Raw genomic sequence first — 23,935 nt, 5'->3', positions numbered from 1 at the left:
TCATTTTTCTTTTTCAATTATGTCTTTTACTTCGCGATTGATATAATCCATTACATCTTTGACATTGTGTTCTTCTTTTTCGTTCAGCATACTGGCATTTGCTTTCAGCAGGTTTATCCATACGATAAAAGCGTAGAATATGAGTGCTGATATAATCGCAATTAATATCCTTTCAAGAGGGTAAATAAATATTACATCTTTATACATACTGCTTCCAAAGTCGGAAATAAAGAGTGCTGACAGGCTTCCTGCAAGATGGTCTGTGGAGACGGCAAGTAGTGAACATGCAAAAAGGTATAGATATCCTTTGTTTTTGGAAAAAAAGGATATTTTGTTTTCTATTCTGGTAAAAGTAAGGAAAAATACAATAGATAATACATGTAACCAGGGATAATAAAAAACCTCTCTTCCCACTCCTGTTGCGAACCAGATGGCGATTAATAGGCATGGGAGAATGATTGCTCTCTTTTTCTTCCCTGTTATTGCCAATCCAGCTACAAGGGAGGCACTTGCAATAAATAGCGGGCTTATGAGATAAAATGGGTTATTGAGCAACATATCAACATGCACTATACGGTGGACTGAAATAGCTGCAAGGGATACAATGGCTCCATATACCGGGCCAAGAAGCAGTCCGTTCAGTGTGCCGAAAATCAGTGTGGAACTAATTTTCACATTCTCCATTCCTAAAACTCCCTGTATGTCAGGAAACCAGATGGCAAAATATGTTGCAACAAAAGCGACTAACAGATGCAATTTTCTTATTTTTTTGTCGCCCGATATCATGGAATAGGTTTTCTGCAGCACATATCACTATCAGTTGCACAAAAAATAAATAATTATGTATATACGGTTCGAGTTCATTTCATCAGAAATCATATATACGTTCATTCCAATCTAGCAGCTGATCGAGCATGATGTTAATTGGAGAAGCACTTATTGGCGAGGAACCCGAACTCGCACATATTGATCTTATGATCGGTGATAAGGAAGGACCTGTTGGGCAGGCCTTTGCTACCGGTATGACTCAGTTATCCGCAGGACATACTCCCCTGCTTTCTGTGATCAGGCCGAACCTACCCACAAAACCTTCCGCACTCATCGTTCCCAAGGTAACGGTAAAGAATATGGACCAGGCATCCCAGATATTTGGTCCTGCACAGGCAGCTGTTTCAAAAGCGGTTGCAGATGCCGTGGAAGAAGGAATTGTACCCAAAGAAAAAGCTGACGATCTTGTGATCGTGGCCAGCGTATTCATACACCCTCAGGCTCTGGATTACAACCGCATCTACAGGTATAATTACGGTGCGACCAAACTTGCACTGAAAAGAGCAATGGAGAATTTCCCTGCCATAGACACTGTACTGGATGAAAAAGACAAAGGTTCCCATGCAGTTATGGGATTCAAAGTTTCCAGACTATGGGACCCTCCATACCTGCAGGTAGCACTGGATAATCCAAACCTGGAAGCAGTGCTCAATGTTGTAAGACAGCTGCCCAAGAGTGACCACCTCATCCTTGAAGCAGGCACTCCTCTGATAAAACGTTACGGTGTGGATGTAATCACCAAACTGCGTGAAGTCAAACCTGATGCTTTCATCGTGGCTGACCTGAAAACACTGGATACCGGTAACCTTGAGGCACGTATGGTGGCAGATGCCACAGCTGATGCAATTGTGGTTTCCGCCCTTGCACCGGTGCCAACTCTTGAAAAGGCAATCTCAGAGGCCCACAAGACAGGTATTTATGCTGTAATGGACACACTCAATCATCCTGATCCTATGGATGTACTGGAAAAACTCGATGAGCTTCCTGATGTTGTGGAACTTCACCGCGCCATAGATGTAGAGGATACCGCTTATGCCTGGGGTAGTATTGAGGCTATCAAGGAACTGTCCCCGAAGATCCTTGTGGCAGTTGCCGGTGGTGTACGTGTGCATACGATACCTGATGCTCTCAAGGCAGGAGCCGATATCCTTGTTGTCGGACGTGCAATTACAAATTCCAGGGAAATACGCCAGTCTGCAGAACAGTTCGTCGAAGGCCTGAACAAACCCGAGATAGACCAGTTCAGAGTAATGACTGATTTCTGAGGAGATTCCCATGGACTCGCCCCTTATAGTTGTGAACTTCAAAACCTATTCACAGAGTACAGGTGAGGCAGCAGTAAAAATTGCTGCTGCCTGCAGGGATGTAGCCGCAGATGCGGGAGTGACCATTGGGGTTGCTCCCCAGCTTTGTGACATCTACAGGGTTTCTTCTCAGGTGGATATACCTGTCTATGCCCAGCATGTGGATGGTGTTTCCCCGGGTAGCAATACCGGCCATGTAATGGCCTCCTGTGTACAACAGGCAGGGGCGGTGGGTTGTCTTATCAATCATTCCGAACGCAGGCTCAAACTGGCGGATATTGAAGCATCGGTACGTGCAGCCCGGGCAGAAGGCATTACCACGATTGTGTGCACCAATAACATTCCCACAACAGCAGCAGCCGCAGCTTTGAATCCGGAATATGTTGCAGTGGAACCTCCCGAGCTCATTGGCACGGGTGTACCGGTCTCCCAGGCTGATCCGGAGGTAGTGAGGGGGTCGGTTGAGGCTGTAAAAAGAATAAATCCTGATGTTCAGATTTTGTGTGGGGCGGGTATTTCCCGGGGAGAAGACCTCACCGCCGCAATGGATCTTGGTTCTGTAGGCGTTTTGCTTGCATCAGGTATAGTAAAGGCAGAAGATCCCAGATCAGCCCTTGAAGATCTTGTCAGCCAGCTTTAAAAACCCAGTTGCCACCATGCAATAAACATAAGCAAGGTGGCGATTCCTAATTTTAATCCCATTGAAAGTTCTATGTTGAAATGCCTGATAATCATATTTGATATCCCGATAGGTGGCGGGGATATGAGCAGGGCTGCAATAAAGAGGGCAATGCCTGGAATATAGTTATTATCAACAATTATCAGGTATAATCCCAGGAGTCCCAGATATATGCCAAGTCCTGATATCAGGATCAGTCCCATTTTGTAAAACCTGAGATATTCGGTAATATCTTTGCCGAAAGCAGCTTTCACTCCGCTTTTTTGTGTTTGTTTTTTCAACCTATCACCCTGCTATATCTTCGATTGGATATGTGGCTGCTGGCATAAATAATTGCTTTAATTGCGCAGGCTACATCCCATACCTTCCAATAATTCTTCCATATCCCTTTGTATTTCGCAGGCATCCAGATCGCCGCGTATGTTCAAACGGAAGGTTGCACTAGGACCCATTTTGTGGAGATACGTATCGATTGTTTCGACTTTTACCCCATCTATGTGACAATCCAGGATTTGTTGTATCGTAAAAGGTCTGGCAGAACTGGGAATGAAAACAGAGATGTCGCGCAGAGTTGGTTTGAGTTTATTCTCTTTCCAGTGATTCAATTCATCTGCTGACAGGATCCTTATGTTACCTATTTTAAGTTGCAGTTCCCTTTTCCCTTCTTCAAGGGTTACATTATGCGAAGTAACCTTTTTAATAATTCCAACATGTATATTTCTGGAATATATGTGCAAAAGTCCCCTCTCTTGACCTGTGGAGTGTACGAGTTCCTCGAATTCGGCTACCTTGCTGTTGATGAGTTTGTCCGAGCGACGTAAAGCAGAGGCCGTGTCGCCAAAATGTAGGGCTGCAGCTTTCATTTCTTCACAGAATTGTCCTGTGTCATGGGAACGTACCATTGAAGAAAAATGTCTGCATTGATCTATAAACACGTCATGTACGTGGATAACTTCAGGATTCTCCATCTGGATGAGGGCATAAAGTTCGGGGTTTTGCCCCAGAATGCGTCCCACAAAATCCAGCATTATATCATATACCGGACTCATAAAACGCCGGGAACCTTTCACATCAAAATCCAGCGTCTGCATGGTTGCGCCAATGGTAATATAGGCAAAATGGGTGAGTCCCTGCACAATGGATACAAAATGGTCATGTTCATCGGGAGTTATGATTTCTATATTCGCCTCTTCTTCACTTAAGAGGTTGAATATATGGTCAAACCACTGATCACACCTGCCTTCTACGGGGGTGAGTATAAAGGTCTGGCCCTGCAGGGAGGGAATAGAAGGACCAAACATTGGATGGGTCCCCAGAAATTCTACATTTTCAGGAACGTATTTTTTCATGGCCTCAACAGGTTTTTTCTTCAATGATGTCAGGTCCATGAGCAAACTCCCCTTTTTCATTTTAGAGGCAGTCTGTGCTATAATGGTAGGTGTTATGTTGATTGGTACTGAAATTATCACAATGTCACATATCGGGATCACAATCTCAGGCTCAGCTGTAAAATGCACATCCAGTCTTTCGGCAACTTCCGCTTTTCCACTGCGGCCACTTATCCATACTTCATAACCACGTTTTTTGAAAAAGGTTGCAAACCACTGACCCATTTCCCCCGTACCACCGATAATGAGTATTTTCAATCCAGGCCCTCCAGTACGGCCTTGCGCATGACTTCCACCGGTGGTTTTTGGCCGGTCCATATCCTAAAAGCTTCGGCACCCTGGTGGACAAGCATTGCAACCCCGTTGATAGGTTTGGCGCCTGCAAGTTCTGCTTGATGCAGCAGTTTTGTTTGCAGGGGATTATAAACTATGTCAAAAACAGCCAGATCCGGATGCAGGATATCCCGATTGGCAATGGTTGCATCAATATGTGGATGCATTCCCACGGACGTGGCATTGATCAGTATGTCACTGTCTTGCAACAGTCCTTTTAGGTCCTCTATTCCTGCATGACTACAACCGACATCCTCTGCAAGGACTTCTGCCTTTTCAGGGGTACGGTTTGCAATTGTTACACAAGCTCCCTTTTCTGCGAAATGAAAGGCAATTGCACGGGCGGCACCCCCGGCACCGACAAGAACGACGTTAGAGGATTTTATTCCCACTCCTGCTTCCCGCAGAGCCAATTCAGCTCCCAGCCCATCTGTGTTGTGGCCACGTATCCCATCATTGAAGGATACAGTATTGACAGCCCCTATCCTGCGGGCCAGTGTATCAGGGTTTGTAAATTCTAATGCTTTTTCTTTATGGGGCACAGTGATATTGAGGCCGCCAAAACCCATTGCCTGTGCTCCCTGAATGGCGTCTTTGAGATTTTTTTTCATTACCCTGAATGCATGGTATTCACAATCCATTTTCAGTTTCCTGAACGCTGCATTGTGCATTGCCGGGGAGAGGGAATGTTCGATAGGGTCTCCCTGTACACCGAATACCTTTTTCATACGATAGTCTCCAGGGCCCTTTTAAGCTGGTCTATTCTGATCTGTCCCGGAGCGACCGGTTTTTCCACGCAGCCGTAGGTCAGTAATGAACCGTATCTGCAGGCAATAACCCTGCTGTGACGTCCCAAATCCCCCATAGCAATAACACAAACTTCTCCCCTTGCCTGCAATGCAGCATGGAAAAGTTCCAGTATATCTTCGGGTTTTTGAGGCATGACGGCGAGTTTGGCTATATCGGCTCCCTTATCCGTGCATTCGTTGAGAATAGCAACCATCTCTTTTAGAGGAGGTGTGGTCTCAAAGAAATGGGAGGACATAATTACCTTTGTTCCCTGTGATTTTGCCTCCTCTACCATACGGTTTCGAAGGCAATCGGTACTTTTGCGTTCGATATCGATCATATCCACGTAAGGAGTCAAATCTTCCAGCAGGGTCATTCTTTGCTCTTCTGGTCCCTGCCAGTTGCCGCCTTCTGAATGTGCACGATTGGTTGCAATACGAGGTAATTCACCCTGTGAATCCAGCAAGTCGAACAATTTCTTTGCCTGCACAGCCTCTTTTTGTTCAAGCAAATCCAGCCTGATTTCCAGAATATCCGCACCAAGCACTTTGGCGATGCGTGCCTGTAAAAGAGGGTCGCTGTCAATGGATGCGACAATTTTTACATCTTTGTCGGGGACAAAATCTGTCATGTTCATTTCTCTATGATTGTTTCCTGGACTTTCATCCCGAAATGCCTGCCAGTATCTTCCATATGCACCAGGACCTCGTCCCCTTCCTTCAGAGAGGCTATGGATACCGGTTTTCCATTGCTTGAAACCAGTTTTATTGTTTCTGCATTCTGGAGGATATTTTTCACTGTATTGCCGTCTTTGGATTGGGCTTCCACAAGCATCAGGGGGCGGCGTTCGATCTTAACCCTGCCCACAATTCCCTTACGTTGCTGGCCTTCTGAATTGACAATCGTTACTTCATCTCCTGCTTCCAGCTCGGACAGGTATCTTGTTTTATCCCCGATCTTAACATAAGCATGAACTGCTCCGGCATTTACCCTGAATGGCCTGGATGCTACATAGGGGCTTTCTTCGGATTCAGAATGTACAAGGAACATTCCGGAGGATTGGGAGCCCACAAGCATACCTTCCCCTCTTTCCATCAGGTTACAGGTATCCACGCAAACCCTGTCACCCATTCCGACAGGCTCTATTTTGGTGATGGTGGCAGGTACAAGATCAATTCCCTCTACTCCTGCTTCTTCTGCAAGTTTTACGGTTTCCTTCAGGGTATCGGGATTTGCGGTATCCAGCAGGACGCCATCTGACCCATGCTCCATGGTCTCCAGGGCAAGTTTAACCTCATCGGCGTCTCTGACACCGGATATTATACTCACTTCTTTTTCCTGGAGTTGTGCTATGAGGTTTTCCAGAGGGATGACTTTCCAGTCTGTACCGATAGCGATCAGGTAATCACATTCAGTTCCTATTGCAGCGGCAAATTTCTCATATTTCTTGTTCTGGATTACCACCAGGGCAGCGATACTCTTTTTCTGGCGTCTCAATGTTGCCAGCTGTTCAAAATCCCGGGAGTCGTTCATGTCCACAGGTAATGGAAGTGTCCCGTCGCCTTCTCCACCGCGACCGATAACTATTATGTCTGCGGCAGTATCCGCATTATCGGTAAATGCAGCAATTTTGATGTCTCCGAGTTCTTTTGCTTTATCTACATCCTCTGCCTCTACCAGAACACAGTCGGCACCTGATTCCAGGCCGCCTGTTATACGCTCCTTCTTCTCTTCCCAGTCGCCTTCGTCGGCACGTATCCATACCTGCTTTTTCATTTTGTATCCTCACTGAAGTTGCTTGAGGGCTTCATCCACGGTTTTATTCTTGTGTGCGATCTCTGTGATCGCCCGGGTCATCCGGGTGGGGCTTGGGTGCTGGAACACATTTCTGCCAATAGCAACACCGCGAGCACCTGCATCCATTGCTTCACGAATCATTTCCAGGAATTCCCTGTCAGTATTGGTCTTTGGTCCCCCTGCAATTACTACGGGTACAGGGCAGCCTTCTACGACCCTGGAGAAGCTTTCAATATCTCCGGTGTAGACGGTCTTAATCACGTCAGCTCCAAGTTCAGCTCCTACGCGAGCAGCGTGGGCTACCATCTGTGGATCCCTCGGGTTTGTGACTTTTCTGCCCCGGGGGTACATCATCGCAATCAGGGGTATGCCCCAATAGTCACACTGTCTACCTATGTGACCCAGTATCTTAAGTTGTTCGGATTCGGTTTCCGATCCCACGTTGATGTGTACGGATACGGCATCTGCTCCCATGCGGGATGCTTCCTCTACAGTACAGACCAGCACTTTGTCATTGGGATCGGGTCCCAGTGAAGTTGATGCACTCATATGGAGTATCAGTCCTACATCATGGCCATATCCTCTATGACCGTGCAGGATCATGCCTTTTTGCATAAGTACTGCATTGGCTCCTCCTTCAGCAACGCTATTTATGGAATCTGCTATGTTGATCAATCCCTCTATTGGTCCATCTGTAATTCCGTGGTCCATAGGTATGATAACCATATTTCTGCTGTCTCTGTCCATGATCCTTTCTATTCGAATTTGTTTTCCTATTTCTGGCATATTACCTCTCCGCAAGTATCGTGTTAGCATGTGACATGGTATCACCCAACTCTATTTATAATTTTCCCTTTTTCTTTTCTATAAGGGTTTGCGTATACAAAAAAAGTTAACATTTTGCCGGAATAAGCTTATATATGCAGTTCTCCTTCTGGCAGATATGGAAGAGTTGAGAATCCTTGTGATCAATAATCACGGACAATTCTGTCACCTTATTCACAGGACCGTAAGGGATCTTGATATGGATACAAGTATTGTTCCCAACACAACTCCGGTTGAGGAGGTCATTGCTGAAAAACCGGATGGATTGATCTTTAGTGGCGGTCCTTCTCTGGAAAGAGGAGGTCTATGTGAAGAATACGCAAAAGAACTGGATATTCCTATTCTTGGTATATGCCTGGGTCACCAGCTTATCGCACATGCCTACGGCGGGTCCACAGGAGCCGGCAGCCATGGAGGATATGCTGCCGTGGATGTAGAGGTTGTGGAGGAGGATGATATTCTAAAAAGGCTCGGTCCCCGTATTTCTACCTGGGCTTCACATGGGGATGAGGTTACAGAACTACCGCCGGGTTTTGTGAAACTTGCCCGCTCTGAGATATGCGCAATCGAAGCTATGAAACATCCAGACAAACCGCTATACGGTGTCCAGTGGCACCCTGAGGTTGCACATACGGACAAAGGCGAGGAATTATTCAGGAATTTCTTCGAGGTCTGTGCAAATTATAATAAGTAAAGGTCCCGCCAGGTCTTTACTTATTTTCATAAGTCTTCTGTAGCAGCAGGGCATCCTCTTCCAGATTTGGACTCTCACATATAACAAGCCCCTGTACCCCGAAGTCCTTCAATGTTTGCATGAGTTCTGAATAATTCAGGTCTGATTCCTCGAGCACAAGATGGTTTTTTTCTCCTTTGTCGGTATACTCGATTCCTGAAATATGCATGTGCATATTTTTCAGGCCTTCCTTGCCCAGGTATTCCTCGACCTTTTCCAGCACTGCACTGAATTCTGCATAACTGTTTTCCTCACCTTTTGAACGGGCGTGTAAATGGGCAAAATCGATGCATGGCATGACGCCTTCAATATCTGCTGAAAGAGCGAGGGTTTCTTCCAGATTGCCAAACTGGCTGGGTTTACCCGTGGTTTCCGGGCGCAGGGTCGCATTGATTCCCTCATCTTCAAGTTGGCCTGCAAGTTTTTCCAGCAGAGTCTCCACTTTTGAAAAAACGGTGTTCTCATTTTGTTTATGGTAGTAGGCCGGATGGAAAACTATTGAGTTGGCTCCACAGATATTGCCTATATAGGCAGAATCATAGATGCGTTTGATGCTGGCCTGGATTTTTTCCTCTTCTTTTGAATTCAGGTTTATGTAGTAGGGCGCATGTACACTCAGGGAAATCTCTGCTTTGTGGGCTGTATCTGCGATTTTTTCTGCAGTAGGCTCTTTCATCCGCACTCCTCGCACAAATTCCAGTTCCATGCAACCCAGGCCAAGTTTCTTTACCCGTCGGATGCCTCCTTGACTTCCCTTGCCTTTTGCACTAAGGGGTGTGCCGGCGGTTCCAATAAGAAGGGCCAATTCAGATCATCCCCAACTTATCCTTGAGTTCTTCCAGCTTTTCGGGTGAAATTCCTTCAAGGACGCTGAAAAAAGAATCCATGTCCTCATCTTCCAGTCCCCTGACATCCTCTTTTCCTTCAATTGCAAGGTCTGCCAGGTATTCCACATCTGTGCGGTCCAGTTTTTCCAGACGATTGCGGAAATCTTCTCCTGATTCGGCAAAACGATGGGAAATCGGCCTGAGAATAAATGGATAGGGATGTCCCATCTGTGAAATATTGTTTCCGCCGGCTTCGGGGGCAAGTTTGTTAAAAATGTTCATGTCTCTGTCTGTAAATTCTCGTCCCATGCAGGAAAATAAGAGATTTTTCCTTTAAAACTTTCCTCTCAGGTGGCCATGTATATCAATCTCGCCCTTTGATATCCTGGTTGATGATATGGGTTCTTCATCCTCTGCCATAACATAATCAATTTTGACAATTTCAAGTTCCTCTCTTCCATCCTGCCTGCGGAGTTTGTTTATTTTTTCAGCAACAGCGTACGTTTCCGGGGATACCACAATATACCGGTAGTCACCATTGACGGTAGTGCCAAAAGGATCTTCCAGTTTTTCGATCTGGTAATTTTTATCAGGAATATCAAGGCTGGCAATATAATCTTCAAGCTGGTTGCGACGGGTGGCATATGGGGGAATGTCCCTGTCCTTTTCACCTGCCATCGAGTCGGATGTGAGACCGATGTCAAGTAAATCTCCCGCAGCGATCTCAAAGGCCCTGCGAAGAAGTTTACGATGGCCGTCATGGAGGTATTCGAAAGTGCCTCCCACAGCAGTTTTTGGCATAGTTTGTGTGAGGTTTTCCCGGTTGATAAATATTTGTAAATATTAGTTGCATACGCAACAAATATATAATCCCTTTTCCCTCATAGCAGCCAATGAATCAAGATGATCATCTACATAGTCTGGGTGCAATGGTTGCTTGTCTCCATCAGCACAACCTGCGTTATCTATCAAGGGAACTGGAAAAATACGGAATTGGTGGAGGACAGTTTAGGTTTTTGCTTGCTCTGTATCATCTTGAAGGTATTCGTCCTGACGATTTGTCCCGGCTGCTGATGGTCAACAGGGCCACTACCACAAGGGCTTTGCAAAGATTGGAGGATGCAGGTTATGTCCTCCGAACCCCTGATCCTCTGGATAGGCGTGCACTGAAAGTGAACCTCACCGAAAAAGGGCATCGTATGCATCAATTTATACAACAACTTTCAAAGCAGAGAAGTGAGAGCATGCTTGCAGGCTTTTCCCCTGAGGAAAAGGCACAACTCAGGAAATTAATGGAAAAAGCTATTTCCAATTGCAGAGAGGAATGCAAATGAAGGCACAAAGTATTGCTCTTGGTTCGGAAAATATTGGCAAACTCCTTTTCAGGCTCTCTGCACCGGCCGCAGTTGGTATGGTTGTTATGGGGCTGTACAATATAGTGGATACGATTTTCGTCGGTCGTGCTCTTGGTTCTGAAAGTGTCCAGGGTATTGGTGGTATTGCTGTCAGTTTCCCTGTTATGATGATAGCAATGGCTATTTCCCTGGCAATCGGTCTGGGTGGCTCTTCCATAATTTCCCGTCGGCTGGGTAGCGATGATCTGGAAGGTGCGGAACATACCTTTGGTAATATTGTCGGTCTGTCTCTTTCGCTGGGGTTTCTGGTCCTTATCTTCGGTTCAATTTTTATTGTTCCCATTCTCAAAGCCTTCGGAGCAACACCGACGATATTGCCTTTTGCCAGGGATTATTTACAAATTATACTTTATGGTACTCCTTTAATCACGTTTGCCCAGGCTATCAATAATGTGGTGAGGTCTGAAGGCAATGCTAAAGTCGCTATGTATACAATGCTTATAGGAGCCGGCTTTAACATATTACTTGATCCCATCCTGATATTTGGTCTTGACATGGGTATCAAGGGGGCTGCGGCTGCAACTGTCATCTCCCAGTCTGTCACAACAATATTTCTGATACATTATTTCCTGTCGGGTAAAAGTAGCCTGCAATTCCATGCGGGTTTTATGAGACTGGATAAGGGCATAATCCGCGAAATGGTTGCAATCGGAGCATCCCCTTTTGCACGTAATTCTTCCACTAGTGCTATAGTGCTTGTTGTGAATAATATCCTGGCATTGTATGGTGGGGATGTCTCTATTGCAATTTATGGTATCTTTAACCGCATGCTTATGTTTTCCCTTATGCCGATGATAGGGCTGCTGCAGGGCATGCAACCGATAGTTGGATTTAATTATGGGGCACATAACTTCAAGAGGGTAAGAGAAACGTTGCGCATCTCTATAATGAGTTCATCTGTGATTGCAGTAGCAGCTTTTTTACTGCTGTTCTTTCTCGGAGCTAACCTTTTTTCGATATTCACAACAGATGCAACTCTTATAGAGGAAGGCACTGGTGCTACGAAGATCATGGTCCTTGCTGTCCCCCTGCTTGGTATCCAGTTTGTGAGTGGTGGTATGTATCAGGCACTGGGTAAGGCACGGCCATCTTTCATTCTTTCAACAGCCAGGCAGGTGTTCTTACTTCCCCTTGTACTCGTTTTGCCCTGGTTTTTTGATACTACCGGTGTGTGGATGGCATTCCCGATTTCGGATCTTCTGGCAGTTCTGCTTGCAGTGTATATGTTCATGAAAGAATACAGGTTACTTGAAAGGAGATCATCGGGTTTCTGAATACTTTCAATTCGCTTTGACTACATATAAATACGTTCAGCAGGATAGCATCATGAGTACAGTGTACAAGAGGGAAAACCAGTGCACCTAAAGGAGTATCAGATATGAGTGAAATTTTGCTTGAAGAACTTGATCATGTAGGGCCGGCAACAGCCCAGAAATTGAATGATGCGGGGTATAACAGTGTGGAAGCAGTTGCAGTCGCTTCCCCCTCAGAACTTGTGGCAACTGCCGAGATTGGTGAATCCACAGCTGCCAAGATCATAAGTGCTGCCCGCAGTGCAGCCGATATAGGTGGTTTTGAAACAGGGGATTTCGTGATGCAGAGGCGTATGGAAGTGGGCAAACTCCGCACGGGTTGTGAAGAATTCGATGAATTGATGGGTGGTGGGATAGAGACCCAATCAATCACCGAGATGTATGGGGAATTTGGTTCGGGTAAGACCCAGATAGCCCATCAACTGGCGGTTAATACGCAGTTGCCAAGGGATATGGGCGGACTTGACGGTTCAGTCATAATTATAGACACAGAGAATACTTTCCGTCCTGAACGTATTGAGCAGATGGTTGCGGGTCTTTCACAAAAATTAGAACAGGATTTTGATCCTGCCGAGTTCTTGAAGAATATACATGTTGCAAGGGCTTACAATTCCAATCATCAGATCCTTCTGGTCGATGCAGCAATGGAAATGGCCAATAATCTCAAAAATACGGATAAACCGGTCAGGTTGGTTATTGTGGATTCCTTAACAGCTCACTTCAGGGCCGAGTATGTGGGCAGGGGTACACTGGCTGACAGGCAGCAAAAACTGAACAAACATCTGCATGATCTGCAACGTTTCGGGGACCTGAACAACGCATCAGTGATAGTTACCAATCAGGTAATGTCAAAACCGGATGCATTCTTTGGGGATCCTACACGTCCGATTGGCGGCCACATTCTGGGCCATACTGCCACATTCAGGCTCTATATACGCAAATCCAAAGGTGATAAAAGGATCGTGAAACTCGTGGATTCGCCTTGCCTGCCTGATGGAGAAGCGGTTGCATGTATTACCACCGATGGCCTTTGTGATGCCTGAGAATAGTTATTTTATCAAACGTGCCTATTGTCCATAATGAAATTTAAAGCACTTGCAATAGATATTGACGGTACGATCACCTATAGTGATCGCCGTCTTCATTTTTTGGCAGCAGAACATCTGAGGGATCTGGGTATTCCAGTAGTTCTTGCCACGGGAAATGTACTCTGCTATGCTGCAGCAACTTCCAAGCTTATAGGACTTGGAGGTAAAGTTATTTCTGAAAACGGTGGGGTAATTTCCACAGGATTCGATACTAAACCTCACATTTCCGAGAGCATGGAGGAATGTGAAAAAGCGTTTTCCTATCTTTCCAGTCGTTTTGATCTGATTCGACTTGATGGTGACCTGAGAAAAACAGAAATTGCCCTGAGGCGCAATGTCAATGCAGGTGATTTACAAGCAAGTCTTGAAGGGGCAGGTTTTTCTATAGAAGTTATTGATACCCAGTTTGCCCTGCATATAAAAAGCAAAAAGGTCAATAAGGGTACGGGACTGGCAAAAATGGCATCCCTTATGGGACTGGATGTTTCTGATTTTATTGCAATAGGTGACTCTGTAAATGACCGGGAAATGCTTGAGCTAGCAGGTTACGGAATAGCGGTAGCCAATGCAGACTCCGGCCTTAAATTGATTGCAGACACTGTGACCTCCACATCCTTCGGGGGAGGTACAGTGGAGGCTCTTGAGATATTACGTCGAAAAAGTTTCTTTTAACTTATTGAGCGAGAAGTCTCCCTCCTCAAATTAATGTGACAAAGTCACATTAATTAGGAAGGGGTAGTTCACTCCAGACTGGTGGCTATCTGTTTATCCACAACAATATAATCCTTGATTGAGCGGACTGCTTTGAAGGGTATCTTCAAAAACTGGCCGTCGGTAACATATTTAGATGTGTCAAGCCCGATGTCAGGTTTGACCATCAGGTCTTCAAGTTTGCCAGTTTTGACTTCCATTACTATATTGTCGAGTATACCAATTTCTGCTCCGTCTGTTGTCATGACCTGCTTGTTGGATAGGTTTTTTGCAAATACCTTTGGCATTTTCATAACCTCCTTTTCAAATATATCCCGTAAATGACCCTGCGTCTGTCTTGCGGATTGATCCGCCCTTTAATTTTTCTTGAACCCGGTTGTAGAAGTCTATCATGTCTTCATTGACCGTTGGCTTTACTTTTTCCATAGCTGAAAGGAAATGTCTTTTGCTTACCTTTTCATTATCGAAATTTTCTCTCAGGGATAACATTGCTGCTTCCCTGCATATGGACTCTATATCTGATCCAACATAGCCTTCAGTTATTGTGGCAAGTTCCTTTATGTCAACATCGCTATCCAGGGGTATGCCCTTTGTATGTATCTGGAATATTTTTTCCCTGCCATCTGCGAGTGTGGCTCCTACCATTACAAGCCTGTCAAATCTTCCTGATCGCAGTAATGCCGGATCAATAAGGTCCGGTCTGTTGGTGGCTGCAATGACAACTACTTCATTCAGCGGTTCAAGTCCATCAATCTCTGTAAGCATCTGATTGACAACCTGTTCGGAAACCCTGCTGCCCACATCACTGCCACCCTGTCTTGTCGAAGATATAGCATCGATCTCGTCAAAGAAGATTATACAGGGTGCAACCTGTCGTGCTTTTTTGAAAGTATCACGAATTGCTTTTTCAGATTCCCCGACATATTTGGACAATATCTGGGGTCCCTTGACACTGATGAAATTGGCATTAGATTCGTTTGCCACAGCTTTGGCAAGCAGGGTTTTGCCTGTTCCGGGAGGGCCATATAATAGTATTCCTGTGGGAGGTTTAATGCCCATCTGGCTTATTTTATCAGGCCATTTAAGCGGCCATTCGACTGCTTCGCTGATATCTTTTCTGGCCATGTCCAGCCCGCCAACATCATCCCATCCCACAGACGGTACTTCGACCATAACTTCCCTCAATGCTGAGGGCTCAATTTCCTTCAGGGCTTCCTCGAAGTCATCGGGCGTGACTTCCAGTTTATCGAGTATTTCCTGTGGAATTTCCTCTTCATCGAGATTGATGTCGGGAAGCAATCTCCTCAGTGCCCTCATGGAGGCTTCCTGTACAAGAGCTAATAGATCGGCTCCCACAAAACCCTGGGTATATTCTGCCAGGTGTTCAAAATATTCTTCATCGATATTTTCGTTAAGTGGCATTCCACGAGTGTGGATTTGAAGTATTTCGAGCCTGTCTTCACTATCCGGAACACCTATTTCGATTTCCCTGTCAAATCTGCCAGGGCGGCGCAGGGCCGGGTCAATAGAATCAAGCCTGTTTGTGGCTGCAATTACAACTACCTGTTTACGTTCATCCATTCCGTCCATCAGGGTGAGAAGCTGGGCTACAACCCTTCTTTCTACTTCTCCGGTAACGTCTTCCCTTTTAGGGGCAATGGAATCTACTTCGTCAACAAATATTATTGAAGGGGCATTCTCCGCAGCCTCATCAAATATTTTTCGCAGTCTTTCCTCACTTTCCCCGTAATATTTTCCCATTATTTCCGGGCCGGCAATGTTGATGAAATAGGCATTAGATTCGCTGGCAACTGCCCTTGCTATCAGGGTTTTCCCTGTGCCGGGTGGTCCATAGAGAATAACACCTTTTGGTGGGTCTATATTAAGACGCAGGAAGAGCTCGTGATGTTTCAACGGAAGTTCTATCATTTCACGTACCCGTTGAATTTCAGTTCTAAGCCCGCCGATATCCTCGTAGTTGATACCTCTGGCAGCTCCCTCATAACCCACTACAGGTTTCTGCTGGAGCTGGATCTCAGTATTTTCACTGATGATAAGTATGCCATCGGATGGCTCGGTTTCAACAGCTATTAGGGGAATGGCCTGACTACCCGGGGTAGTTTGCCCCATGGAACTGATTATGGGAATAATGTCACCTTTTACAAGGGGACGTTTCAGGATATTATGTTTGATAACGGCACTTGTATTGTCACCAAACTCCATGACGATTCCCTCCGGAGGTGCAAGGAGTACTTTCTCCGCAGGTATTGGCTCTGCCTTACTGAGTGTTATCCTTTCACCAATCCCCACTTCTGCATTCTGTCGTGTATAACCATCTATACGGGCAATTCCCTGTCCCCAATCCTGCCTGTCAGCACGCCATACTTTTGCTGTAGTTTGGCGCTTTCCTTCGATGAGGACAATGTCTCCGGGGGAAAGCTGCAGGCTCAGGAGGGTACTCGGATCAAGTCGTATTATTCCCCTGCCAAAATCGATAGGATGCGCTTTTTCCACTTTTATTTGTAACTCTTCCATTTAGTTCATCCCGAAAATATGTTGTACTGATATATCTATCTTATTAAATTCCCAAATGATATATATTTATGGTACTGCCCCTGTTTTTCCTTCTTGCAAAGGTTTGATATAGGGGAAGTGTGTTTATTAATTTGTGCCTTCTAGAAAGGCCAATTTAAATAAGGATGTGTATTAGTTTGTTCGAACGTGTTGAATCAAGTGCTCCGGTAGAAGCTGGAGAAACCTACGATGTTGTGATTGAAGATATTGCCAAGAAAGGCGATGGAATTGCCCGTGTTGACGGTTTTGTCATTTTTGTACCCGAAACAGAAGTGGGAGATGAACTTTCAATAAAAGTAACCAAAGTCCTTTCGAAATTCGCTTTTGGAGAAGTAGTCTGAAATTTCTATTTCTCAAACCGACAGGTAAATCCCTGTCATCTATTTTTTACCCTGTCTTTATCAAAGTAATGTTTCAGTGTTTTGCCTTTTTTAGCAAACCAATAGAGTTGCATATTTTATTCCATAAAAAAGTACAGGCATGAGCCTGCTTGTAGTTCACTTTTCTTCCCAAATAGCTATGATTTTGTCGATGGCTATATGGGTGTATTTGTTGTCTTTACGTATTGTAAGCACACCGTCTGCACATGCCTCAACGGTTCCTTTAAAGGTATCCGGTTCGCCACAATAGATATCAAGTTCGGTTCCAAGGTAATGTTCCACTATGAAAGATTGCATGAATTGACCTCCTCTTTGACAATTTATCTATGTTTTGAAAGTTAATATTTTTTGCGGGTTAAAGGCTAGTTCTTCCCTATATTATTGTTTGTTCATCACCACTTGTAATAAGGACTTTATGATCAGCTACCTAAAATATATATATAAGTCTCAGCATATTGAAAACCGGTAGGTCGGATATGTATTCTTTCATCCAGCTTTTGCTCTCTGAGATTATATCCAGCTTCAGCGGGCAATGGTTATCCCAATATATAATGACAATCGTAATGATTCCATTATTATTTCTTATGGTTACTGTTGGGTATGTTTTTTTTGTGCCTGTCGAGAACAGGCGTCCTGAATTCAGCAGTATGAAAGGATTTTTCCATTTTGTGGTGGATGTTGCTATTTATGCCATCCCCATGCTAATTGTTTTTGCACTTGTGCATATGCAAACAACTGCTGCCACATTACTTGGAATCCCGGCAAACCAGAATTATGCTCGCTATATCATGATCCTGGAAGGTAATGTAGTAAGCCTGCTCCAGGAAATAGCGACTCCTCTGTTAACTTATGTAAGCGGTTTTTTTTATCTTTTAATGTTTCCTTTCTTAATGGTATTCACATTCCTGCTTTTGGTTTACCTGCAAAGGCACAAAGCCATCCAGGAATTTGTGGTGGCGTTCATCCTGATTTATATGCTGGCATTTCCGTTCTACGTACTGTTCCCTGTTCATGTGACCGGTTATACTCTTTCAGGTGTCAGTCCGCTTCTTTATAATTTGAGCCCTCTCATAGCCGAAGGTGTGCGTATTGTGGATCCTGAACTCAATAATTGTTTCCCGAGCCTCCACGCGGCTCTTTCGGTAATGGCTATGATAATGGTACTGCATAATGTAAAATCCCGCAGATATCAGGCCTTTGCCGTTATTACCACAGCAACAATTCTTTTTACAATTCTCTATCTGGGGATTCACTGGCTGAGCGATCTTATAGCAGGTACATTGCTTGCGATTGTATGCTGTATGATTGCTTTTCACTACAGTGAGCGATTTTTTGCCATTTATCGCTGGATTGTGGCCATGATAGCCTGGAAATTCAAAGGTCCGGCACTGCCCTGCGTGGGGTGTAACAGGCGTATCAATTTTGATTCGGTTATGCAATGTGATTATTGCGGTACTGAATATAACCTAAAAGGTCGTGTGGGATCATTGTTAAAACGTTTCAGAAAGCGTTTTTCTCCATAATAGAATTATTTTAAAAGTTCATCGACTTCAACGGTATCCTTGAGTATCTTGAAGCTCACAAAGCCGCCGACAAGTAGATTCAGATAGAATGTCAGTGCCCTCCATGCCACCACAATGATTCCCAGCATATAAGTGGGCACGAAAACTGAAAACAGTGTGGTTGCTCCTATCTCTGCCACACCGCTGGAACCTGGTGTAGTGGGTATGATTATCACAATCATCAGTAGAACCTGGGCTGCATAAACAATGATTGCTGAAGGGTACTGGTTTAGGCCCATGAGAAGTACGGGCAACATGGAAAATTCAATGAACCAGAATGCAAATGTGCAGAATATTCCTGTGATTAACCCCAGCCTGCCCTCTTTCAGGAAAAAGAAAATACTGTAATGAAACTCTTCAAGTTCGGTATCAACTTTTTCAGATATATTGCAGAATATGTGTTTTTTATCGTCTCCAAAGAGTCTGCTACACTTATTTATTATCCACTGGAGAAATCTGCGTGTGTAGTGGGGCTTCCAGATTGCATATAGAAGTATTGCAAGTATGAAAAATAAGAATAATTGACCAAACATAAGTAAACTGTCAAGTTTGCCGTCTCCAAGTACTTCTCCAAAGAGGGATAATGCAAAGGGTGCAGCTGTCAATATTATTATAGCATCCAGTACTCTTTCACCAAGCACGACTGCAGTAGCACTTCCTACAGGCATTCGGTCACTCTGAAGCAGATGTATCCTTAAAGGCTCTCCTCCTACAGATGAAGGGGTCATTGCTGCAAGGAACGAGCTGGATATAACAATTTCAAATGCCTTTTTGATTTCAAGGTGGTATCCCAGGGCTCCAGCCATTACTTTAGTCCGGATTCCCCACATAGCAAATCCCAGTAAATGAATGCCAGCAGCTGCAACAAGGTAAAGGGGGCGGATATTGTGCAGACTCTCCATTGTTTTAGGGTCGATTGTATAAACGAATACCCCAATTATTGTTACAATACTGATTATTGAAGAAACAGCAAGCCATTTTGTGAACTTATTCATCCTGTGCACCTGATCTTTTTTGCTGGATGCCATGCTGGTAACGATTTTGTGGAATCAGCATGCAGAGGCTATTCTCTAGATGTATATAAGACATTTATAATCTTTGGTATGCCAGATCTTCAAGTATTTTTCTTAAATTTTCAGGTCCATTTATTTCTCTGGCAAGTTTTTTCATTTGTTCGGTTTTATCCCTGTACTTGCCGTTTACGGCTTCTCTGACAGATTCGAGTATTTCAGAAGCTGAAGCCTTATAATCCATCTGCTTTCCACACCCTTTAGCTTCAAGTCCCTCTGCATTATTTTGCTGTTCACTATGCCCCCTGTCAGGGAATGACAATATTGGCACACCATAGGAAAGAGCCTCCATCATTGTTGTATGGCCGCCTGGGGCAATTGCCAGGTCGCAGCTTTTAAGATATGGGAACTGGTCGGGAATAAATGGTAGAAGTTCTGCATTATCAGGAAGGGGGGGTAGCTCTTCTTTATCAAGACCCGGGCCTGAGAGTAGTGTATAGTTGATAGTGCTGTCCATACTTGCAGCTTCGATTATTCTGCGGAAAATAGGTGCCCTGTAACCAAAACCACCTATAAGGGAAAGGACATGAGGTCTGGGCAGGTCCTGTGCTATTACATCTTCATAACTTCTGGCGGGCAGAGGGCCCGTGTATTCCACTTTAGAGGTAGATTCATCTTCAAAGTTGAGATTCAGGTCACAGATTGTATTTGGTTGTGGATAATCGGGTATGATCGTCCTATCCACGCGTTTGAAAATTCCGTTGTAGAATTCTTTCGCAATTACCCCCAGGCCCTGGAACAAATAATTCTCCTGAAAGAATATTTCCATATTGGATTGATTAACCATCAATGCAACAGGTATCTTTCTCCTCAGGGCTGCTATAGTTCCAAGGTAATAACTGTCTGAGAGAATTACATCCGGTTTTTCTTCATCAACAAGCCTTTGAACATTGAATAGGCCGGGTACCTGTCCCAACTTGATACTTTCCTTTATGGATTTTCCCAGGTTAAGAGAACCTTTCTCTCCCACAAGTCGAATTTCGGGAGGGATCTCTTTTACATTCATTCCATGCTCGGCCAGAAACTGTGCGGAATAGCCATAAGCACCACAGGTCACCTCATGTCCTGCTCTGGATAATTCCCTGCCGGCCGCAAGGCACCTGCCTGTATGACCAAGCCCCTCTCCACAAACGAATATAAGTATCTTGAGTGACATATTTATGGATTAATCTTTTTTACTGATATATGCTCAATTAATGTCATTCTTCACAATTTTTCCGCAGGTGGGGTTGTGTTGAGTTTGGCATACTTGACACCTTTCAGGGAAATGAGATTTTCATCAAGTTTCTTTATTTTCTCCCCGTCCCCGTCAAAGATTATGATTTCCATACAGTTCTCAGGGTCAAGATGTATATGGATTGAAGTTTTAATAAGGTCTGTGTAGCCATGTTGTGCGTCTGCAATGGCATTGGATAACCCTCTTTTTGTATGATCATAGATCAGGGTTATAGTACCAACTCTCCTGCCACTGATATCGCCCATCCATTCATGATAATTTATATAACTTCGAATAGCATCCCTTATTCCTTCAGACCGGGATGAGTAACCACGCTGCTCTATAATGGAATCAAACTTTTCCAGCAGGTTATTGGGCAGAGAAACTCCGATTCGCATAAGTTCTTGTTCCATGTTATCACCTTCTTTTCAATTGTCTTGCGTATTAATAATATTTTGTGTTACTTTAGATTACTATATATTATACCATGTGTAAACGGTGTGATAGATTTATATTGGATTTTGTGTATCTACTATGGAAGGAGATTGCATGATGTCTGATATCCAGATCAAGGAAGAGCTATACTCAGGAAAGGCCAAGACCATCTATACAACGAATGATCCGGAAGTACTTGTATCCCATTTCAGGGACAGTCTTACCGCTTTTGATGGCAAGAAGAAAAGTGAGGCTGAGAAGAAGGGCTATTACAATGCCCAGATATCTCGCAAGTTGTTCGAGATGCTTGAGGATGAGGGTATAAATACCCATTATCTTGGAATGTTTGACGATGAACGGATGCTTGTCGAAAAAGTGGAAATTATTCCTATTGAGGTGATTCCACGCAACATAGCTGCAGGTTCTATCACCCGGAAATATCCTTTCAATGAAGGGGACGAATTCAAAGTACCCGTGCTTGTAATGGATTATAAGAGCGATGAATATGGGGATCCCATGCTGAATGAGGACATAGCCCTTGCCCTTGGGATAGCCACAAGTGAGGATATTGCAAAAATCCGTGAACTTGCCCTGAATATCAATTCTATTCTCACAACTTACATGGAAAAACAGGGCCTTTTACTCGTTGATTTCAAACTTGAGTTCGGTTGGGCAAACGGTGAAATTGTGCTTGCCGATGAAATATCCTGTGACACCTGTCGCTTTTGGGATGCAGGTACCCGTGAATCCCTGGATAAGGATGTATTCAGGTTTAACAAGGGTGATGTTTCCGGAACCTATGAAAAATTGGCACGTCGCCTCGTTCCCGAAATATTTCAAAATTAAACTGTAAATATCATTGCTTGCAGGCTGTTGGATGCATTTTTCAGTCCTGTCTGGTATGTAAGCGGTTGGCTTCATCAATTCAGTCGGGTGTCAGGCAGCGCTGCATCCTCTTTCTTTTTCTAACCCCTTTTTATTGCTGCAAACCGGTTGTGGATGCTTATGACAAAAATCTTGAAAGCGTTGTTTGCTCTTTTACATAAGGCAGAAGCTCTGATTTTTCTCTCCATTGGTAGAAAGGCGTATTGATGCGTGTCTTCATATCCATCAGTGCTTCTTCCAGGGTTTCAAAGAAAGCCGGCTCTGTTGAAAGAGCATTGCGTGCTGCTTCTCTGACAACCCATACTCCCAGGGGCGCCCAGTAATCAGGAGTAATCTCCCTGATTGCAAATACTGCAGCCTGCTTTCTTATGCTCTCAAGTTTTTCCAGAACCGGCAGACGGGCTGCATAATAGCCACCTGCCAGGGTTGAGTATCCTTTCTTTCCTGAAGTTCCTTCCATGTCCTGTCCTATCCAGGCTTTGTCTGCAGACCACACCGTACGTGCCATCCACAACTCCAGCAATTCAAAAGAATAGCTCCTGGGTATCAACAGTATTTCAAAATGGTTTCCAAGGCTACCTCCACTGTATAGTTGTATATCTTCTATTTCTGGGTAATCCAGTAAACCCTTTGCCAGCTCTTTGCCCACCATATCATCTGTGGCGGTAATTGCCCAGCGTGTGGGAACAAGCTTTCTTTCCTGCCCGAGCAAACCGATGGAAAGAAGCCGGGTTATATGTTCACAGCCAATATCATGGTCATAAAGCTCCAGGGCAGCATCTGTGGCTTTTACATCGGTATCATAGGTCAGGTAGTCAACTTTATCAGGGACCTTCGGGTTTTCTGCGATATCAAAACGTTCCATTTTCCCGGCCGGTCCCATCGGTGTGAGTACACCATCGAATTTTTGGGCAGGCTTTAAAGGTTTGCTGAGCAACACTTCTGTGTCCACGGGTTTGCGGGAAAGTGCCATTTCCTGGGCTTTTTCTATCAGGCGGCTTTTTTCAAATTGTTTTACTTTGACAGTGGTGTTAGCCCGTACCAGCTGGCACCTTTTTTGTATGATATCATCTATTCCCATGCCAAGTAGTGCATGTGGGTCCTCCAGCTGTGCAGCGTCCTCACTTTCCATTAAAGGAGGTATCATGGGTCCGGCACTTACTTCGGGATAGCCATACCTACCAACAAATACAGCAGGAGGAGATGCTCCAAAAATAGTTTTTTCCCCTTGCTTTTGAGGGGAATGTTTAGTGGTGGCCCTGAACTTTTCAAGTATGGGACACCGCGCTCTTCCACAAAGTCCTTTCCCTTTACATTCAATACACCGGTTTTTCAATCATCTTCACCGCACAGGATACAGTATCCTACTTCTGGTGCATTCTTGTAAAGCCAGCCGGACTTCTGGACATGTTTGCATACTTCACACATACGTTTTACTTTTTGCTTGGGGGTTAGGCCATCCGTTGCAAGACAGAAGGCAAATTTACGGATTTCCTCATTTGTATTTTCAGAAAATCCTACTTCTGCACCTCTTTTCTCACTGACGTACTGAGATACGGCGGCTCTTGACAGGCCCAATAGGTTGGCCACCTGTTGCTGTGTGCACTTATGTTCATTCATAAGCTCACGTGCAAGTACGGCTCTGATGGCTGGCAATACCCTTTGCACCATTATTTCACAGGTAGGTTTCATTTAATGGTATCCTCTATGTTAGTTTTATTCAGATGACACTAATCCCTCTCTTTACTGCAGGATAAGATGCGCTATATGTAACTGAAAAGAC

At 44.6% G+C, this 23,935-nt stretch carries 28 protein-coding genes; 10 read left to right on the top strand and 18 right to left on the bottom strand.

What is annotated here, in order from left to right; translation table 11 throughout:
• Complete coding sequence (locus CP947_RS06030) at window positions 1-684, bottom strand: hypothetical protein (protein ID WP_132130910.1); 684 nt, start codon at window positions 682-684, stop codon at window positions 1-3.
• 230 nt (window positions 685-914) lie between these two features.
• On the opposite strand from CP947_RS06030, the gene CP947_RS06025 reads away from it, so the two are divergent.
• On the top strand, window positions 915-2,093 hold the full coding sequence (locus tag CP947_RS06025) for a bifunctional 5,6,7,8-tetrahydromethanopterin hydro-lyase/3-hexulose-6-phosphate synthase (protein WP_096712332.1): 1,179 nt from the start codon (window positions 915-917) through the stop codon (window positions 2,091-2,093).
• A 10-nt stretch (window positions 2,094-2,103) separates the two neighbouring features.
• Window positions 2,104-2,772, top strand: a complete 669-nt coding sequence (tpiA, locus tag CP947_RS06020) for a triose-phosphate isomerase (RefSeq protein WP_096712331.1) — start codon at window positions 2,104-2,106, stop codon at window positions 2,770-2,772.
• Here the strand turns inward: tpiA and CP947_RS06015 are convergent.
• From CP947_RS06015 to CP947_RS05990, 6 genes are read right to left on the bottom strand one after another with little or no spacing between them, the layout of a single operon-like run.
• A complete protein-coding gene (locus CP947_RS06015; protein WP_096712330.1) occupies window positions 2,769-3,092 on the bottom strand; it encodes a hypothetical protein in 324 nt (107 codons plus the stop codon). The genes tpiA and CP947_RS06015 overlap by 4 nt on opposite strands.
• A gap of 57 nt (window positions 3,093-3,149) precedes the next feature.
• The gene (locus tag CP947_RS06010) at window positions 3,150-4,457 is read right to left on the bottom strand and encodes a prephenate dehydrogenase (RefSeq protein ID WP_096712329.1); all 1,308 of its coding nucleotides are present in this window, start codon (window positions 4,455-4,457) and stop codon (window positions 3,150-3,152) included.
• On the bottom strand, window positions 4,454-5,260 hold the full coding sequence (locus CP947_RS06005) for a shikimate dehydrogenase (protein WP_096712328.1): 807 nt from the start codon (window positions 5,258-5,260) through the stop codon (window positions 4,454-4,456). Before CP947_RS06005 ends, CP947_RS06010 begins: the two co-directional genes overlap by 4 nt.
• A complete protein-coding gene (gene aroD, locus CP947_RS06000; RefSeq protein WP_165868971.1) occupies window positions 5,257-5,952 on the bottom strand; it encodes a type I 3-dehydroquinate dehydratase in 696 nt (231 codons plus the stop codon). Before aroD ends, CP947_RS06005 begins: the two co-directional genes overlap by 4 nt.
• Before the next feature lie 2 nt (window positions 5,953-5,954).
• Window positions 5,955-7,097 (bottom strand): 3-dehydroquinate synthase II, encoded by a 1,143-nt coding sequence (locus CP947_RS05995; protein ID WP_096712326.1) that lies wholly within the window; start codon window positions 7,095-7,097, stop codon window positions 5,955-5,957.
• Window positions 7,098-7,106: 9 nt separating this feature from the next.
• Window positions 7,107-7,904 carry a 2-amino-3,7-dideoxy-D-threo-hept-6-ulosonate synthase gene (locus CP947_RS05990; protein WP_096712325.1) on the bottom strand — a complete coding sequence of 266 codons (798 nt, stop codon included), beginning with the start codon at window positions 7,902-7,904 and terminating at the stop codon, window positions 7,107-7,109.
• 157 nt (window positions 7,905-8,061) lie between these two features.
• Here CP947_RS05990 and CP947_RS05985 point away from each other — a divergent pair, with 157 nt between their 5' ends.
• On the top strand, window positions 8,062-8,637 hold the full coding sequence (locus tag CP947_RS05985) for a GMP synthase subunit A (protein WP_096712324.1): 576 nt from the start codon (window positions 8,062-8,064) through the stop codon (window positions 8,635-8,637).
• A 16-nt stretch (window positions 8,638-8,653) separates the two neighbouring features.
• Here CP947_RS05985 and CP947_RS05980 read toward each other — a convergent pair whose 3' ends face one another.
• The 3 genes from CP947_RS05980 to CP947_RS05970 are packed head-to-tail and all read right to left on the bottom strand — an operon-like array spanning window position 8,654 to window position 10,304.
• On the bottom strand, window positions 8,654-9,481 hold the full coding sequence (locus CP947_RS05980; protein WP_096712323.1) for a TIM barrel protein: 828 nt from the start codon (window positions 9,479-9,481) through the stop codon (window positions 8,654-8,656).
• Window position 9,482: 1 nt separating this feature from the next.
• Window positions 9,483-9,812: a hypothetical protein gene (locus CP947_RS05975; RefSeq protein WP_096712322.1), complete on the bottom strand. Its 330-nt coding sequence runs from the start codon at window positions 9,810-9,812 to the stop codon at window positions 9,483-9,485.
• Window positions 9,813-9,836: 24 nt separating this feature from the next.
• On the bottom strand, window positions 9,837-10,304 hold the full coding sequence (locus CP947_RS05970; RefSeq protein ID WP_096712321.1) for a phosphopantetheine adenylyltransferase: 468 nt from the start codon (window positions 10,302-10,304) through the stop codon (window positions 9,837-9,839).
• A 92-nt stretch (window positions 10,305-10,396) separates the two neighbouring features.
• Between CP947_RS05970 and CP947_RS05965 the strand changes: the two genes are divergently transcribed.
• From CP947_RS05965 to CP947_RS05950, 4 genes are all read left to right on the top strand, one after another.
• Complete coding sequence (locus tag CP947_RS05965; protein ID WP_096712320.1) at window positions 10,397-10,837, top strand: MarR family winged helix-turn-helix transcriptional regulator; 441 nt, start codon at window positions 10,397-10,399, stop codon at window positions 10,835-10,837.
• Window positions 10,834-12,192 carry an MATE family efflux transporter gene (locus CP947_RS05960; protein ID WP_096712319.1) on the top strand — a complete coding sequence of 453 codons (1,359 nt, stop codon included), beginning with the start codon at window positions 10,834-10,836 and terminating at the stop codon, window positions 12,190-12,192. The genes CP947_RS05965 and CP947_RS05960 overlap by 4 nt, the downstream gene beginning before the upstream one ends.
• A gap of 104 nt (window positions 12,193-12,296) precedes the next feature.
• Window positions 12,297-13,274 (top strand): DNA repair and recombination protein RadA, encoded by a 978-nt coding sequence (gene radA / locus CP947_RS05955; RefSeq protein ID WP_096712318.1) that lies wholly within the window; start codon window positions 12,297-12,299, stop codon window positions 13,272-13,274.
• 36 nt (window positions 13,275-13,310) lie between these two features.
• Window positions 13,311-13,991 carry a phosphoglycolate phosphatase gene (locus CP947_RS05950; RefSeq protein ID WP_096712317.1) on the top strand — a complete coding sequence of 227 codons (681 nt, stop codon included), beginning with the start codon at window positions 13,311-13,313 and terminating at the stop codon, window positions 13,989-13,991.
• 68 nt (window positions 13,992-14,059) lie between these two features.
• Here the strand turns inward: CP947_RS05950 and CP947_RS05945 are convergent, their stop codons facing one another.
• Together CP947_RS05945 and CP947_RS05940 are read right to left on the bottom strand one after the other, a co-directional pair.
• Window positions 14,060-14,317, bottom strand: coding sequence for a PRC-barrel domain-containing protein (locus CP947_RS05945; RefSeq protein ID WP_096712316.1), 258 nt, complete (start codon window positions 14,315-14,317; stop codon window positions 14,060-14,062).
• 16 nt (window positions 14,318-14,333) lie between these two features.
• A complete protein-coding gene (locus CP947_RS05940; RefSeq protein WP_096712315.1) occupies window positions 14,334-16,565 on the bottom strand; it encodes a CDC48 family AAA ATPase in 2,232 nt (743 codons plus the stop codon).
• Between the two features lie 176 nt (window positions 16,566-16,741).
• Here CP947_RS05940 and CP947_RS05935 point away from each other — a divergent pair, with 176 nt between their 5' ends.
• The gene (locus tag CP947_RS05935; protein WP_233564679.1) at window positions 16,742-16,945 is read left to right on the top strand and encodes a TRAM domain-containing protein; all 204 of its coding nucleotides are present in this window, start codon (window positions 16,742-16,744) and stop codon (window positions 16,943-16,945) included.
• A 156-nt stretch (window positions 16,946-17,101) separates the two neighbouring features.
• On the opposite strand, the gene CP947_RS05930 is transcribed toward CP947_RS05935, so the two are convergent.
• The gene (locus CP947_RS05930; RefSeq protein ID WP_096712313.1) at window positions 17,102-17,281 is read right to left on the bottom strand and encodes an MM0924 family protein; all 180 of its coding nucleotides are present in this window, start codon (window positions 17,279-17,281) and stop codon (window positions 17,102-17,104) included.
• Between the two features lie 254 nt (window positions 17,282-17,535).
• Between CP947_RS05930 and CP947_RS05925 the strand changes: the two genes are divergently transcribed.
• Entirely contained in the window at window positions 17,536-18,507 is a 972-nt protein-coding gene (locus tag CP947_RS05925; RefSeq protein WP_172425457.1) for a phosphatase PAP2 family protein, read from the top strand.
• 5 nt (window positions 18,508-18,512) lie between these two features.
• On the opposite strand, the gene CP947_RS05920 is transcribed toward CP947_RS05925, so the two are convergent.
• The 3 genes from CP947_RS05920 to nikR all read right to left on the bottom strand — a co-directional run bounded on the left by CP947_RS05920 (window position 18,513) and on the right by nikR (window position 21,245).
• The gene (locus tag CP947_RS05920; RefSeq protein WP_243641488.1) at window positions 18,513-19,574 is read right to left on the bottom strand and encodes a lysylphosphatidylglycerol synthase transmembrane domain-containing protein; all 1,062 of its coding nucleotides are present in this window, start codon (window positions 19,572-19,574) and stop codon (window positions 18,513-18,515) included.
• 61 nt (window positions 19,575-19,635) lie between these two features.
• Complete coding sequence (locus tag CP947_RS05915) at window positions 19,636-20,772, bottom strand: UDP-N-acetylglucosamine--N-acetylmuramyl-(pentapeptide) pyrophosphoryl-undecaprenol N-acetylglucosamine transferase (RefSeq protein WP_096712310.1); 1,137 nt, start codon at window positions 20,770-20,772, stop codon at window positions 19,636-19,638.
• Between the two features lie 50 nt (window positions 20,773-20,822).
• The gene (gene nikR, locus CP947_RS05910; protein WP_096712309.1) at window positions 20,823-21,245 is read right to left on the bottom strand and encodes a nickel-responsive transcriptional regulator NikR; all 423 of its coding nucleotides are present in this window, start codon (window positions 21,243-21,245) and stop codon (window positions 20,823-20,825) included.
• A gap of 136 nt (window positions 21,246-21,381) precedes the next feature.
• Here nikR and purC point away from each other — a divergent pair, with 136 nt between their 5' ends.
• Window positions 21,382-22,113 (top strand): phosphoribosylaminoimidazolesuccinocarboxamide synthase, encoded by a 732-nt coding sequence (purC, locus tag CP947_RS05905; protein ID WP_096712308.1) that lies wholly within the window; start codon window positions 21,382-21,384, stop codon window positions 22,111-22,113.
• A 157-nt stretch (window positions 22,114-22,270) separates the two neighbouring features.
• On the opposite strand, the gene CP947_RS05900 is transcribed toward purC, so the two are convergent.
• Window positions 22,271-23,488, bottom strand: coding sequence for an Nre family DNA repair protein (locus tag CP947_RS05900; RefSeq protein ID WP_096712307.1), 1,218 nt, complete (start codon window positions 23,486-23,488; stop codon window positions 22,271-22,273).
• The gene (locus CP947_RS05895; protein ID WP_072358759.1) at window positions 23,485-23,844 is read right to left on the bottom strand and encodes a transcriptional regulator; all 360 of its coding nucleotides are present in this window, start codon (window positions 23,842-23,844) and stop codon (window positions 23,485-23,487) included. Before CP947_RS05895 ends, CP947_RS05900 begins: the two co-directional genes overlap by 4 nt.
• Between the last annotated feature and the right edge of the window lie 91 nt (window positions 23,845-23,935).

The sequence above is a fragment of the Methanohalophilus euhalobius genome, from assembly GCF_900215215.1.
GTDB classification, from domain to species: Archaea; Halobacteriota; Methanosarcinia; order Methanosarcinales; family Methanosarcinaceae; genus Methanohalophilus; species Methanohalophilus euhalobius.
Note: the sequence above shows the minus strand (reverse complement) of the source record. Positions and strands in the feature narration are given on the sequence as shown.